This is a genomic window from Desulfosarcina sp., from assembly GCF_055467485.1.
On record NZ_JBUOIV010000086.1, the window covers coordinates 1 to 14,300 of the forward strand.

At 53.7% G+C, this 14,300-nt stretch carries 13 protein-coding genes; all 13 read right to left on the reverse strand.

Going from position 1 to position 14,300, the window contains the following annotated elements; all coding sequences use genetic code 11:
- Window positions 1–72: 72 nt before the first annotated feature.
- Entirely contained in the window at window positions 73–216 is a 144-nt protein-coding gene (locus ACZCED_RS23305) for a hypothetical protein (RefSeq protein WP_464861889.1), read from the reverse strand.
- A gap of 32 nt (window positions 217–248) precedes the next feature.
- Entirely contained in the window at window positions 249–965 is a 717-nt protein-coding gene (locus tag ACZCED_RS23310; protein WP_464861890.1) for an META domain-containing protein, read from the reverse strand.
- A gap of 424 nt (window positions 966–1,389) precedes the next feature.
- Window positions 1,390–3,771, reverse strand: coding sequence for an AsmA family protein (locus tag ACZCED_RS23315; protein ID WP_464861891.1), 2,382 nt, complete (start codon window positions 3,769–3,771; stop codon window positions 1,390–1,392).
- 100 nt (window positions 3,772–3,871) lie between these two features.
- Window positions 3,872–4,093 carry a hypothetical protein gene (locus ACZCED_RS23320; protein WP_462969424.1) on the reverse strand — a complete coding sequence of 74 codons (222 nt, stop codon included), beginning with the start codon at window positions 4,091–4,093 and terminating at the stop codon, window positions 3,872–3,874.
- A 150-nt stretch (window positions 4,094–4,243) separates the two neighbouring features.
- Entirely contained in the window at window positions 4,244–5,884 is a 1,641-nt protein-coding gene (locus tag ACZCED_RS23325) for a phospholipase D family protein (protein WP_464861892.1), read from the reverse strand.
- A gap of 543 nt (window positions 5,885–6,427) precedes the next feature.
- Window positions 6,428–6,580 (reverse strand): hypothetical protein, encoded by a 153-nt coding sequence (locus ACZCED_RS23330; RefSeq protein WP_462969422.1) that lies wholly within the window; start codon window positions 6,578–6,580, stop codon window positions 6,428–6,430.
- Window positions 6,581–6,848: 268 nt separating this feature from the next.
- Window positions 6,849–7,244, reverse strand: a complete 396-nt coding sequence (locus ACZCED_RS23335; protein ID WP_462969421.1) for a response regulator — start codon at window positions 7,242–7,244, stop codon at window positions 6,849–6,851.
- 595 nt (window positions 7,245–7,839) lie between these two features.
- The gene (locus ACZCED_RS23340) at window positions 7,840–8,238 is read right to left on the reverse strand and encodes an LNS2 domain-containing protein (RefSeq protein ID WP_462969420.1); all 399 of its coding nucleotides are present in this window, start codon (window positions 8,236–8,238) and stop codon (window positions 7,840–7,842) included.
- Between the two features lie 235 nt (window positions 8,239–8,473).
- Window positions 8,474–8,878 carry a hypothetical protein gene (locus tag ACZCED_RS23345; RefSeq protein ID WP_464861893.1) on the reverse strand — a complete coding sequence of 135 codons (405 nt, stop codon included), beginning with the start codon at window positions 8,876–8,878 and terminating at the stop codon, window positions 8,474–8,476.
- Between the two features lie 151 nt (window positions 8,879–9,029).
- Window positions 9,030–10,004 carry a rhomboid family intramembrane serine protease gene (locus ACZCED_RS23350; protein WP_462969418.1) on the reverse strand — a complete coding sequence of 325 codons (975 nt, stop codon included), beginning with the start codon at window positions 10,002–10,004 and terminating at the stop codon, window positions 9,030–9,032.
- 116 nt (window positions 10,005–10,120) lie between these two features.
- Complete coding sequence (gene nadC / locus ACZCED_RS23355; RefSeq protein WP_462969417.1) at window positions 10,121–10,951, reverse strand: carboxylating nicotinate-nucleotide diphosphorylase; 831 nt, start codon at window positions 10,949–10,951, stop codon at window positions 10,121–10,123.
- A gap of 83 nt (window positions 10,952–11,034) precedes the next feature.
- Window positions 11,035–13,686, reverse strand: coding sequence for a valine--tRNA ligase (locus ACZCED_RS23360; RefSeq protein ID WP_464861894.1), 2,652 nt, complete (start codon window positions 13,684–13,686; stop codon window positions 11,035–11,037).
- 203 nt (window positions 13,687–13,889) lie between these two features.
- Window positions 13,890–14,300 (reverse strand): hypothetical protein (locus tag ACZCED_RS23365; protein ID WP_464861895.1); only part of this gene is annotated, 411 nt, incomplete at its 5' end.

The following is a 14,300-nucleotide window of genomic DNA, read 5'->3' on the forward strand; positions in this document are numbered from 1 at the left end:
TTCCGGCTCCTATTTTGTCAAAGATCAGGGGCCTTAACTGGCATAGTCATAAAATGACTTTTTCAAGATCGACTAATTAAGTTGAAAAGGCAGACTGATCAGAGCAGCGACCGGGTTGGCCAGTTTTTTTGCCAGATCTTCAGCACTCTCTTGAGCGTATGCCGGTAGGCCAAGCATTGTGATTAAAGCAAGTGCAACTACCAAGATCTCCTTCATTTTTTTCCTTTTTTTGTAATCGAAGCACATTTTTATTTTAAATAAACAGCCTCAAACCGCAAAAGCAGTTGGTTGTCGCTACCGAACAAGGACAATTCTTCTCCGCTGATTTCAAATCGATCCGTTTCCTTCAGCGCTGAAAGAAAACGCTGCTCCTGCTCCATGCCGTCCATACACGCCATTGATGTCGAGGCCATTTGTGAGAATTTCATCTGGCTTTCTTCTATCGTATAGCCGCCCGTAAAGCGGTTGCACCCGGAAAACCCCCTTATGCGATCTTCCTCACCGATCAACACCATGTGAAGTTCCCTCTCCCCGGCACCGAGGGCTGCCGGTTTTCCATTGAGCTCGGCAAGTTTCCAATAGGTGTTTGTCAAATTTGCGTCGGGTTTTGGCGATGGGGCCGTGTCATTATTTTTGGACCTGGGAACCATGGATACCAGAATTTTCACAGGAGTTCCTGGTTCTTGATCAAAGGCGGATATCTGTTCGGCACTTGTAAACATCAGCTGCTCGTTGACCTCGATGCGAGCCCGTATGGCATACCGACCCCTTTCGTGTATCCTCCCAGGATCGTATTCAAGTGTGAAATCCCAAGGGGGGCCGCCTTGTGGTGTAAAACTTGTTTCGGCGATCTTTTCGGCCTTGACGTCCATTTTGGCAACATCTTCCAGGATGACGTGAACCACTGCACTTGGCGGCAGCATGATTCGTTCGCGGTACCATACACTGCCTTCGATCTTTCTCATGCTGGTTACTCCTTGATTTTGGCTGTTGGCAGTTCCCCAAAATAAGAACACCATAAAAAGCAACCAAAATATGACCCGCTGCGTGCGATTTGATATATGATTCATTGTTTCAATGCTCCTTGTCAGACCGGAACCCGGCTTTTTCCATGAAATCGTTAAATAATTATTATCGATTATCAAGCAGCTTAGTCTTTAATAGATTCCGTTGTTTTTAAGGAAGTGTGGTGGGCCACAACATATTGTGATTCATTTATTATTCGCTTTTTTTAAGTATATTGAGAATATCAAAACTTCGATCTAAGTACAGATATCATAGTTGGGAATTGTCACGTCAGGTTCTGATTTGCACATGTTACGACTTTCTGCCAGTCATCGCAAACAGCCACCCATTGAGCGGTTGGCCGTCCACCGGTCACCGATGTCTTTAGAAATCGTAACGGGTGTGTTGTCCTGCCGTTTCCAGCACCTTCTCACATTGATCCCCCTCCGCGGTCGCCCGATCGAAAGCAGCTTTTAGCAACAATGATAGCCCACCGGTAGCAACGGCGGCGCCACCGGTAAGCAGCGTGCCTTTTTTGTTCAGTCCAACACTTGGATTGGCCAGCGTGCCTTTGAGTTTGACAAAGGGCGTAACGAACATATCGGCGCTGATACCGACACCCTTTCGCGGCTTCGTGTTGAATTCGATGTTGAGCATCTCGGTTTTCAGATCGATGTCGCCACCGCCGACAATCATCACCTTTTCTCCCTGGGCCAGCATGGCGTCGATATCGGCCAGACCGTCGACGAGATTGACACTGACCACGGTACAATCCCAATTGGAGAATTCTTCATGCTTGGCAAAGGGGTTCAGTGAACTGAACAGCTCCGCGAAAATATCGCCCGAGACCGTCTTTAAGGCAGTGTTCTTTATTTTCCCCGGCCCCTGAGTGAGCAGGAGTCGGCCGTTGGCGGCGGAGGCCAGTTCCCGCGGTGAAGAACCGACAGCCTTTAATTCAAGGCTGACATCGATCGGCGGTACCTCCGTCTGACTGACGTCCTCGGCTTGCAGAATCTTCGGGCGCAAATCATACACGCTCACCAGCGTGTCTAAAGTGGCTTGCCGACCCTGGGTTTTCAGGTCGATTTTTCCTGCGGCATGCCCCTCCTTGGCGGCATCGCACTTGAATTTTGCGTCAACGCGGCCCCCATGAACAGCGGCATCGATCTTGATTTTTTTTAACTCGATGACATCATAAAAAAAATGTTCAATGGCGATCTTTGCATCCGCTTCAACGGTTTGCAGGGGGGCCAGTTGAAAAGGTGCCGCTTTGAATACGTACTGATTTTCCGTTGCACTTTGCTTTTCAGGGAGTTTCTTTGCAGGCCCCGCCGGCTTTGCCTGTTTCGCCTCGTCCCCCGGTTCGGATGTTTCACTGAAGGGCCGCAGATCCAGCAATGTGGAGGTCAGGTGGGCGGTGATCTTTGGTTTATCGCCTTTTTGCATCGTGATGTCGCCATTGATGTCGCTCTTGTCGAAGGTGACCGCCAACTTGGAGACGTCGAACTTTTCAGCCGAGTTTTCAGCCGTTGCCTCGGCCTTGAGGTCGATGTTGGGCAACGTTGCGAGAATCGTGTTCAGGTCGGGGCTCGACAGGGTCAGGGATAACACTGCATCGCCGCCGGTGGTGACGCGGCCTTGGGCAGTGAGACGATTCCGGCCGACGTCAGCCTGGAATTGATGAATCTCTAAATTGTCGTCGTCCGATTGCGTCACCTTGGCTTTCAGCGTTAAGGGCTCAGCGCTCAAGCCGTGCAGGTCAAACAGTTCCCCGAGGCGGGCAAGGGGAGCCACTACGGAGTTGAGGTCCAACTGATTGCCCTCATATGACCCGTCGATGGTGGCGGTGATGCCTTCAACGTTGGCTTCGACGGTCGCCTTATAGACCGACCCATCCATACTGACTGCGGCATCCGCCGTCAGCGGTCCGGTGAGAGGGGCTTCGATCTTGGCCTTCTTCAATGCCTTCTGGATGTCCTTAACGGCAATGTTGAAGGTCCCTTGGAGGCCGGCAAGGGTCGCCAGCCGGCTGGTGGATATCTGGCCGGTCAGGTCGGCATCCCCCAATGAGGCCTGAATCCCCACATCTACCGCACCGTGAGCGGTGACCGATGCTTTGGAGGTGATTTCGCCCTTGAGCGCCATCGGATTGCCCAACAGCTCACCGGATGAGTTGAGGATCAAGTTGCCGGATTCTTCGGACTGCAGGCTTAATGATGAAAGCCGGTGGATCTGATCGGTGCGTTCGGGGGCGCGAATGGTAAGAGTGACATTGCTGAATTCTGCCAAATCGACCATCACCGGCAGGTGAACAATTTCATCATTACCTGGATCGGGCTTCTCCGGCGCTGCTTTTGCTGAGGGATCAGCCCTCCCCATGACCCAATTGCCGAGATTTTGCTCGTTTTGCTCCAGCAGCACGATGACATCGTTCAGCCGCACCCGCCTTACGATCACCGTGTCTGAAAAGAGTGAAAGAAAGCTGATGGCTGCGTCAACATGCTTGACGCTTGCCATGGTCGGTTCGCTTCCCCATGCGGCATTAGCCAGAGAAACATCATTCAGGATCACTTCCGGGTGGGGGAACAGGTTGATGTCGACGCTGCCATTGATCTTAACCTGGCGCCCGATTGCTTCGGTTGTCAAACTTGCGATACGTTCGCGGTAAGGATCCAGATTGACGAAATGGAGTACTGCCGTGGCGGCAATCAGTATTCCGCATACGATCAGGAAGAGAAGGAGAAGAAACTTGACCGAACGTTTCACAATGACCTCCAGGGTCTTGGGTTAAGAATATCACTCCTCTGGATGCAGGAGATTGCGCATGATTTTAAAAATGGTGAAGTTTGCATGATTGGGGCGGGACTCACTCCAGCCGCACTCGTTCAACGATCTCGTCTATCTCGCCGGGCTTGTGCATCGCTTCGATATCCGCGCGAAGCTTATAGGTACCCCGCCAGTTTTCCGCCTTGAACCAAGCAATGGCCTCGCCCAAATCGGACAACACGACCACCTCCTGTGCCGTCAGTGGGGTTCCGAAAAAAATCAGCACAAATGCAGGTGTTAACAGATTGCTACATCTGTTCATTTGATGTCTTCTCATGAATATACCTGCGGGATATTTCGGTCGGGAGGTTTGTTGAAAAGATCGGCTACGATTGATCTGGCATATAATCAGCCACGACCACTATAATCATGGCGCACTGCCCCGGTTGCATCCATCCTCCGATAACAGGATTTACAACTGTCCCTCGACCGGCAGCAGTCTAATAAAACCGGCCTTGAAGCGTTGCCAGAAACTGCTCCCGGGATCCTTGGAATAGCTCACTTCCTGCCCGTCCGCCTCGGTGACCCAGGCCAGGCCGCCGTCATCATCCAGCATGACCCGATAGCTGTTTTCCGACTTAACTCCATCGTCCATGTAGGCGGCGACCTGCTCGGCCAGTGCCGTACTCTCCACGTACAGGCCTGCCTCGGTGTTGATGTCCATAGAGCGCGGATCCAGATTGTAGCTGCCGATGAACACCGCCTCACGGTCGAACACCATGGCTTTGGTGTGCAGGGCGGCTTTGGATTTGCCCGAGATCATCGATTGTTGATCCGGCTTCCTGACGGCACCGGCATCGGGACGCAGTTCGTAGAGTTCCACTCCATTTTCAATCAGTTCGGTACGACGCTTCGAATAGCCGGCGTGGGCGGCCAGGACGTCGTTGGAAACCATCGAGTTGGTCAGCACGCGAACCTCGACACCTCGCTCGTTCAACCGTTTGATAGTTTCAACGCCACCTTCACGGACGACGAAATAGGCCGACTCGATTAGCAACTCATGCTGCAATGTCTCCAGCTTCTTGCCCCAGGCCTTTCCGATGCGACCCGTTTGATTTTCATCATAGATGGCCTCCGGGTCGTCCCAGACGATTTTTCCAGGCGCCCAAATCAAGCTGTCGACAATCGATCTCAACTCGTTCTTGAGCGCACCGACATCCTGGTCCAAAGGATGAGGATAGTCCCCCTCGGTAATTCGTTGGCGCATGGTTGACAGCGCAACCTTCAGGTCATCTTCGGTGTAGGGCTGATCAACCAGGACCTCGATGGGCACCGACCAGTCGCCGTTCCAAAAGATGTCGAAGGCCGTCGAAATTTCCCGCACCACCGGACCGACGGCGGCGATATCCAGGTCCCGGAAGTTGGCCTCGGTGTCAACGCCGAAATAGTGGTTGCCGATGTTGCGGCCGCCGACGATGGCCAACGCGTTGTCCATGACCATGATTTTGTTGTGCATGCGATGGTTCACCCGGTCCAGATCGGTGAGAAAATCGAGCATGGGGGAGCCCCGGTGGGCAAACGGATTGAAGATTCGGATCTCGATGTTGGGGTGGGCATCCATGGACGCGACGACGTTGTCACGACCGGACAGGTTCATGTCGTCCACGAGAATGCGCACGTTGACCCCGCGGTCGGCAGCACGCACCAAACGTTCGGCCAAAATCCTCCCGGTGGCATCCGCCTCCCAGATGTAATACTGGACATCCAGGCTCTTCTCCGCCAGGTCGGTCATCATGATACGCGAAGTGAAGGCCGGACGCGGGTAGCGGATGATGGTAAAACCGGACTGGCCCGGATGTTCCGCCGCCATGCCAGCTATCTGCTTGCCAATCACGGTGCTTTCGTGATCCTGAAAGGCCATCGATCCCCTGCGCACATACTCGGTGGGCACGCTGGCGCAGCCGGCAAGCAGAAGCAGGATAAAAAGAAGCGGCAAGAAGCGTTTAATGGTTCCAGCACAATGTTTGTCTTGGTATACTTGATCTTTGGATTGCTTCAATCGCGGTCGAGAAATCAATGTCGATGCTTTTTGTAAAATGGCTTTCTTGTTCATTTCATTATCTCCAAGCTAATCTGGTAATTCAGACCATTTTTCACCTTTCCAATCTGCTCTTCGAATGCAAATGGTGCCTTGTCATGTTAAAATGATAAGACGATTGAGCCGAGAAGGTTGCCGATATCAAAGATCTCGGTAGCGGAATAAGGGAAAGGCGGAACCTTTTAGATTTTTCCGATCAACACCTATTTCCGACGACGTTCAGGGCAACGGTGCTCGCTTATGCGCTTTGCCCTGCAAATAGGCGTTCATTATCGGGCGCACTTGGCCAATCGGCAGCGATTCGCTGCATTCGGTGCGAATGCGATGCCCCTTTATGCAATTCACCGCGTAAACCGGTTTGCGATATTCAACCCACAGCGTGCAGTCAGCGTGGGCCCAACCGTTGGCCCCCCTTTCACCGTCCCCGCCTTCCGCTGGCATTTAAAAGTTCACCACAACTAAAGCCACTCAATCTTTCCTTGAGAAAACCAACATGCGGCGTTGGAGGTCGCTCAGGTCTTGAAGCTTGAGGTTATACCATTTACTGCCAATCGATGATTATTCATCTACGGCCTTTTTAGCGGAATCGACCGCCTCATCCACTTTCTTGCCGGCCTTTTCCATTGGTCCCTCTTTCTCACAGCCGATGGTTGCCATTGCAACGAATGAACACAGAACGCCTAAAACAAGAATTACCCTCAAATTTTTCATTAGACTTCTCCTTTTGATGTTAATTCTTTGGATAAATCTGATTAAAAAACAACTTTACCGCAGGCTACCCCAGCCAAAAATTAGGTATAGCGTTATGTCTTTCTTTCAAATAGTGCAGCAATGCTTATCAATGCGATTCCTGCCAACACGAAAAATACGGTCGCTGTCATCGTATTGTCCTTTCTTTGATCAGACCCGCTTTTTATCCAGTCAAGCAGAAATAACCGTAATGCTTTCGGAGGCTTTAAATCCTATGGAAAATGATCGATCAGGTCGTCTGCGCTTCTAACAGTAGCGTTTTGCAGACAGAAGTGATTGCGAATGGCTTCGTGAAAAAATAGTCGGCTAATCCATCGTTTAAAAGTTTTCTGCCGATGTCGGCGTCACCACCGGTCATCACGGCGATTATCGCGTGCGGTGAATGATTCCGTATTCGACTGGACAATTCTATGCCGTCTATCCCCGGCATGTAAATGTCGGTCAGAACGATGTCGATCGACTCACTTTTGAATAGTCGCCACCCACCAAGACCGTCTTGCGCTTTGAAAACATTAAAACCGCACCAATTGAATCCCTCGGCAAGCAGTTCTAAAATATTCTCATCGTCGTCGACGATTAAAATCGATTGGGTACGATCGGCGCAGGTTGATTGACTGACCCGCATCGTTCATCACCTCTTTATCCGGATTAATCGCCACATGGTGATGGTTAAAACTGGAAATCTTCTATCGCGGAAATGAAGCTATCTATGAAAATCAAGGGCAGGACAACAAGCAACCAGTATCGATTCAAGTCAGACAACCGGGGCAACCAAGCGATATTTCAAACGATTCGATGAATTAAAATCATAATACTCAAACACCCTCCAGTCAAATTATTTTTATCTGTAAAGATGGGGTTATCGCGGCCAATTCAGCAGATTGTTGAAAAACGTCATGAGCCCAGGCAGGACAAGGGAAAGTTCGACGAAACGGCGCAGTTTATGTTTGCTATAAGAGCATTGCGAGCCGAATTTAGCTCCGTATGGCCAAGTGTAATAGTTTTTCAACGGCCTGTTGGATGCATGGCAAACGCGACGCTCAGCTTACCGCCATTGATTGAAGCTATTTCGCCATTGAATCGATATGCTCAGTCCATCCGTTCAGGCATGCCTTCCAGGCACCCGGTTGGCAGGATGCCTCTCCTTCGCGTTGCAGCGCGAAGACCCGCTCCTTCGGAATGCCGGCTGCGGCATAAGCATCGAAATCCGTAGACGAGTCTCAGTATGCAAACGCTACATTCCAGCCATGCGCGAGGAAGTCTCGCACTATTCGTGTCTTGAAGTAAACTGGGTCCTTACGATCCTCAGCCGTTTCTGTTACATGGACGCTGCCATCCGGAAAACCTTTTTCCTTCGACCAATTGGGTATATCTGCCTGAAAGGGTCTGATACGGGCGCTGAGGTAGATGATCTGGTAACCCTTGTCGGCAAAGATATTCACGGCCTTGGCTGCATCCGTGCGTGCCGTCCACATTTCTATCGGGCGGGGGGGCAGTGTTCCATTAATATCAAACACGACGGCCTGCGTCTGCTGCTGTGTGGGAATGGGGATATCAGCAGGCAATTGCGCACAGCTGCTGCATATTACGACCATCAAGAGAATAGATAGATTACGCATGGGATCCACCTTTTAAAGAATGAGCGCATCAGGCAACGTGTTGGCGCCTAACGCCTATGTTTGCCAGCGGTCTTGTTTGGGTCCCCCATAGTCGTTATCACGCCGGTTATCGACTTTTCTTCAAACTGGTTGAATCGGGTCAATGCAACCGTTACAAATATCTCGAGAGGAAAATGAGCTTCATTACGCCCCACACAATGACGCTTTGTCTTCCTCATGATAGTACAACAACACCTCAATACTGATCCCTCGGAAACATCTTGAAGATCAAATTCATTACCCGTTGCTCTCCACCTCTTGAAGGCTGGGTATGCAGGACCTCATCACTGTTGATCCAATAGGGTTCACCGTCACTGTCAAGCAACACCTGCCACGAATTCTCCGGTGACATGTCCCGTTCCATAATCTCTGTAAAGGCCTCGCCAAGTTCCCGGCTTTGGACAACCACTCCAGCCTCTCTATTGATTGGGTGACTGATACGTAATGGTAATCCCAATAAAACGAACCCTATCAATTCGTGTGCTTTCTTGCCATATTCCGCTAAGCAATAGGAATGTTTGACAATCCCAAGCACCACTACATGTTGTGGCTGCTGATTTTCCAATTCATTGCAGATTACATTGGGAAAAAAATCTATCATAGAAATGTGGCGACTTGAGATGTATTGAGATCATCCTAAGCACGCCACCATTTTAAAAACCTGTGATTCCTGCCCAACCTAAATTGCCAATAGTGTTGTGGGATCCACGAATATCAGTAATGACGCCAATTTTGTAAATGGCGGCCCATTTTCAGATGTGCTGAACCCGAACCCTAAGCATTATATCACCTCGGGTGCCGTCGGGTTTGGCATTGCCCACGTTCTTCAACCGCAGCACCTGGCCGTCGGTAATGCCCTGGGGCACGACGACATTGTAGAGGCGGTTCTGCAAGCCCCTGGGGACGGTGATCAGTTTGCGGGCGCCGACCATGGCCTCGTACTGGGTGATGGTAAGCGTGCCGTAAAGGTTGGCCGCCTCCTCACCCCCGGCAGTTCGGACCACCTGGAAGCGGTGGGACCGCTTCCTTTCGGTGGCGTGGCGCAGCCGGTCGGTAACGCCGGTGGCCGGTATGCGGTCGAACAGCTTGAGGAAGATGACGCCGAAGACGAACCCGCCGATATGGGCCCACCAGGCGATCCCGCCGGCATGCCCGGAACTTCCCGCTGCATTGAAAATCTGCAGGAGCAGCCAGATTCCCAGAAAAAAGAAAGCCGGGATCTCCACGAACCAGGGGATGAAGATGATCGGGACCAGGGTGAGGATGCGTGAACGGGGATAGAGGATGAAATAGGCGCCCATGATGCCGGCGATGGCACCGCTGGCGCCGATGGTGGGAATGTTGGAGTGGGCATTGAACAGCAGTTGCGTCATGCCCGATGCCAGACCGCACAGCAGATAGAAAACGATGTATCGTGCCGGTCCCAGACGGTCTTCCACATTGTCCCCGAAAATGTAAAGGGACCACATGTTCGCGATCAAATGCAGAAATCCGCCGTGAAGGAACATGAAGGTAAACAGAGAAATGATCCGCTGGCCGAGTGAGAAATAGGCCGATACCTGGGGAATGGTGAACTTTGCCGGTACCAGGCCGTACAGGTAGACGAAATGGTCCTGGGCCGGCCCCTGGGCCAATTGCACCAGGAAAAACACCACATTGATGCCGATGATGGTGTTGTTGACCACCGGGACGGTTTTGATCGGCGTGGTGTCGCGAATAGGGATCATGGCGTTATGGATTCAGGGATTGCGGAATTAAGGGGTTGAGGAATTAAAAAGCAAACGGACCATCGGGTGACGGTGAAAAAACCGTTTCTTCAATAATTCTTCAATTCCTCAATCTCTCAATTCGGTTTGATGTTCATACTCAGATCCATGGCCACGGCCGAGTGGGTCAGGGCGCCGATGGAGATGAGATCCACACCGGTTTGGGCCAGTTCCTTCAATCGCCCCCGGGTGACGTTGCCGGAGGCTTCCACCAGCGCTTGTTTGTCGATCAGACGAACGGCCTGGCGGATCTGGCCCAGATCCATATTGTCGAGCATGATGACGTCTGCACCGGCGGCCAGGGCTTCTTTCACTTCTTCCATGGTGGCCGTCTCCACCTCGACTTTTACCAGGTGGGAGACCTGCTGCCGGACGCTTTTTACTGCTTTGGCAATGCCACCGGCCACGGCGATATGATTGTCCTTGATCAATACACCGTCGTACAGGCCCATGCGGTGGTTGTGGGCGCCGCCCACGCGCACCGCGTATTTTTCCAGCACCCGCCAGCCCGGGGTGGTCTTGCGGGTGTCCACCAGTTTCACCGCTGTTCCGGCGACTTCCCCGACAAAGGCGCGCGCCTGGGAGGCAATACCGGACAACCGCTGGAGAAAGTTCAAGGCGGTGCGTTCGCCCTTTAACAGGGTGCCCAGCGTGCCGTCGATCCTTGCCACCGCGCTGCCGGCGGCAATCCGGTCCCCATCCGCGTAAAGGGCGTTGAAATCGATTGGCGGTTCGAGTGCCCTGAAGACCTTTTCGGCCACCTGGAGGCCGGCAACCACCAGATCCTGCTTGGCGACGATCGTACCTTTTCCCCGGGTATGCGGGGTCACCAGGTTGTCGGTGGTGATGTCACCGGGGCCGATGTCTTCTTTCAGGGCCAGTTGGATCAGGTCTTCGATAGAATGCATGGTTCAACGTTTCTGATTTTTGGGTAACTTCACTAAGTAGTCTTTTAATTTTGGACGGTCGATGTTCACAATCCCACAGTCCCTCATTCCATCATTCCCCTGATTCGTTCCAGGGTCGTCTCCAGGGCATGCTGCCTTTCCAGCAGGGCAGCGTGCTTTTGGCGTACGCCGTCGACGACCTCGGATGGCGCTTTTTTAAGGAAATCCTCGTTGCCCAGCTTTTTGTTCATGCCGGACAACTCTTTGGAAAGCTTGCCGATTTCCTTTTCCAGGCGTGCCTGCTCCTGGGCAAAATCAATGATGCCTTCCAGCAGCACATATATCGTGGCCCCGTTTACCAGGACCGTTGCCGCCGCCTTGGGTCTCTTCGTGGCCGTGTCCACGGTGATGCCGTTGAGGCGGGCCAGGTTCGCGATCAGGTCGCGGTTGTCCTCCACCACCGCGGCGGTTTTTGCCTCCTCGGGGTGTACGGTTACGGACAGCGCCGTGGAGGGAGAAATGCCCATCTCGCCGCGCACGTTGCGGATGCCGGTGATGACGGCCACTACCGTTTCCATCTGCGCTTCGGCCGACGGATCGTCACCGGGCTGGATGTGGTCCGGCCAGGCCGCCTGCATGATCGAGCCTTCGGTGCCGGGAAGCGAGTGCCAGATCTCTTCGGTGACAAAGGGGGCAAAGGGGTGAAGCAGGATCAGGGCTTCCTTGAACACATACCACAGGACCGAGAGCGTGGCGGCCTTTTCTTTTTCGCCGGCCTTGTCGTAGAGGGTGGGCTTGATGGCCTCCAGGTACCAGTCACACAACTCATGCCAGACAAACTGGTAGACGGCGCCGGCGGCCTCGTTGAACTTGTAAGCATCCAGCGCTTCCTCGGTCTGCCGCGCCACCCGGTTCAGTCGGGACAGGATCCAGCGGTCCTGCAGGGAGATGTTTTTTTCATCGATGGCCTCAAAGCCCTTTTCCAGGTGCATGAGCGAAAACCGCGCGGCGTTCCATAGCTTGTTGATGAAGTGGCGGTAGCCCTCCACCCGTTTTTCGCTCATCTTCACATCCCGCCCCTGGGCGGCAAAGGCAGCCAGGGTGAAGCGGAAGGCGTCGGTGCCGTATTGGTCGATGACGCTGAGGGGGTCAATGACATTGCCCTTGGATTTGCTCATCTTCTTGCCTTCTTCGTCACGGACCAGAGCGTGCACGTAGACATCATGGAAGGGGATCTCTTTCATGAAGTGGATGCCCATCATCATCATGCGGGCCACCCAGAAAAAGAGGATGTCGAATCCGGTGACCAGCACCGAGGTCGGGTAGTAGTTTTTTAGAAGTTGGGTCTGCTCCGGCCACCCCATGGTGGAAAAGGGCCACAGGGCCGAGCTGAACCAGGTGTCCAGCACGTCGGTTTCCTGTACCAGGTCTAACGAACCGCAATCCGGGCAGACATCGGGTGCGTCCATGGCCACGATCAGTTTGCGGCAGCCCTGGCAGGTCCAGGCCGGGATCTGGTGCCCCCACCAGATCTGTCTCGAAATGCACCAGTCGCGTATATTAACCATCCACTCGTAGTAGGTCTTGGTCCACGATTCGGGGATGATGCGCGTCTTGCCCGTCTCGACGGCCTGGATGGCCTTTTCGGCCAGCGGTTTGGTCTTGACGAACCACTGGCGCGAGAGGTTGGGCTCGACCACGGTCTTGCAGCGGTAGCAGTGGCCCACGCTGTGCCGGTGGGGTTCCACCCGTTCCAGCAGTCCCTCGGCCTCCAGTGCTTCCACCACCGCCTTGCGGCAGGCAAAACGGTCCATGCCTTTGAACCGGCCGGCCGCATCGGTCATGCTGCCGTCGTCGGCGATGACTTTGACGCTGGGCAGGTCGTGTCGCGCGCCGATATCAAAGTCGTTCGGGTCGTGGGCCGGCGTCACCTTCAGGGCGCCGGTGCCGGTGGACAGGTCCACATAAGCGTCGCGGATGATGGGGATCTCACGGTTCATCAGCGGCAGGACAACGGCTTCAGCAGTCAGGTCCGCATAGCGTTCGTCTTCCGGGTGAACGGCCACGGCGGTGTCCCCGAGCATGGTCTCGGGGCGGGTGGTGGCCACGACCACCGAACCGGAGCCGTCGGCATAGGGATAGCGGATGTGGTAGAAGTGGCCGTCCAGGTCCTCGTGCTCCACCTCCAGGTCCGAAAGGGCCGTGTGGCAGCGGCAGCACCAGTTGATGATATAATTTCCCTGGTAGATCAGGCCTTCGTCGTAGAGCTGGACGAACACTTTTCTCACGGCCAGGGAGAGTCCGTCGTCCATGGTGAACCGTTCCCGCTCCCAGTCGCAGGAGGCACCCAGGCGCTTGAGCTGGTTGATGATGGCACTTCCATATTCCTTGCGCCATCCCCAGACGGCCTCGATGAAATTCTCCCGTCCCAGCTGGTGCCGGTCGGTGCCCTCGGCGGCCAGTTTTTTCTCCACCACGTTCTGGGTGGCGATGCCCGCATGGTCGGTTCCGGGCATCCACAGGACGCTGTCACCCTTCAGTCGGCGATAGCGGCACATGATGTCCTGCATGGTGTTGTTCAGAGCGTGTCCCATGTGCAGCACGCCAGTGACGTTGGGTGGTGGGATGACGATGGAATAGGTCTTTTTGGTCGTGTTCTCATCGGCGGCGAACAGTTTTTCCTGCTCCCAGTAGGCGTACCAGCGTTTTTCTACTGCTTCGGGGGAATAACTTTTGTCCAGTAAATCTTGGCTCATGGGCTAAACGCTCCTTATTCAAAACGGCCTGGTCGTTTACTCCAGGCCCATGGAATCCTGCTTGGAAGTGGATGAATCGCTCCCGCGCGTGTGCTTGCGCGTCGATTCGCCGATTGTCAAACAGACGCTAAAAAAATGGAAAAGGGGATTAAGGATAATCCCCGTATAAGGTTGTTGAATGCTGATTGTGGTTGGTCGCCAGGCTATCCGATCATGTCGTCGTCATCCTCCAGGAGCGCATTTTTGATTCTGGCGATTTCTCGCGTCACGGTTTTTTCGATGGTCCGGATCATCAGCTGCTCGATCCGCTCACCGTAGATTTTTTCGATGGTCCGCTCCAGGGCCGCCTCGACCTGCGCCTCGGTCAGTGGGACTCCCTCCGACGGCGACACGGGGACAAACAGCGGAGACGCGGCCGTCTCAGGCGCAGCCGACACGTCTTCCGGTTGGTCGTCAACGTCGCCAATGACCGCTTCATCATCTTCGAAGACCATGAAGTCGCTGTCCGGCCCGGCTGTTTCGGCTGCCTCCTCGGGCGTTTCGACATCGTAGTTATACTGAGCGTCTGTCAATACCGCTTCCGCCCGGCTTTCCAGATCAGTGAATTCGTCGTC

What these genes read in the sequence shown, in the direction of transcription:
- ACZCED_RS23305 (WP_464861889.1), bottom strand. Translation starts at nt 216, where the DNA reads ATGAAGGAGATCTTGGTAGTTGCACTTGCTTTAATCACAATGCTTGGC.
- ACZCED_RS23310 (WP_464861890.1), bottom strand. Translation starts at nt 965, where the DNA reads ATGAGAAAGATCGAAGGCAGTGTATGGTACCGCGAACGAATCATGCTG.
- ACZCED_RS23320 (WP_462969424.1), bottom strand. Translation starts at nt 4,093, where the DNA reads ATGAACAGATGTAGCAATCTGTTAACACCTGCATTTGTGCTGATTTTT.
- ACZCED_RS23325 (WP_464861892.1), bottom strand. Translation starts at nt 5,884, where the DNA reads ATGAACAAGAAAGCCATTTTACAAAAAGCATCGACATTGATTTCTCGA.
- ACZCED_RS23330 (WP_462969422.1), bottom strand. Translation starts at nt 6,580, where the DNA reads ATGAAAAATTTGAGGGTAATTCTTGTTTTAGGCGTTCTGTGTTCATTC.
- ACZCED_RS23335 (WP_462969421.1), bottom strand. Translation starts at nt 7,244, where the DNA reads ATGCGGGTCAGTCAATCAACCTGCGCCGATCGTACCCAATCGATTTTA.
- ACZCED_RS23340 (WP_462969420.1), bottom strand. Translation starts at nt 8,238, where the DNA reads ATGCGTAATCTATCTATTCTCTTGATGGTCGTAATATGCAGCAGCTGT.
- ACZCED_RS23345 (WP_464861893.1), bottom strand. Translation starts at nt 8,878, where the DNA reads ATGATAGATTTTTTTCCCAATGTAATCTGCAATGAATTGGAAAATCAG.
- ACZCED_RS23350 (WP_462969418.1), bottom strand. Translation starts at nt 10,004, where the DNA reads ATGATCCCTATTCGCGACACCACGCCGATCAAAACCGTCCCGGTGGTC.
- nadC (WP_462969417.1), bottom strand. Translation starts at nt 10,951, where the DNA reads ATGCATTCTATCGAAGACCTGATCCAACTGGCCCTGAAAGAAGACATC.
- ACZCED_RS23360 (WP_464861894.1), bottom strand. Translation starts at nt 13,686, where the DNA reads ATGAGCCAAGATTTACTGGACAAAAGTTATTCCCCCGAAGCAGTAGAA.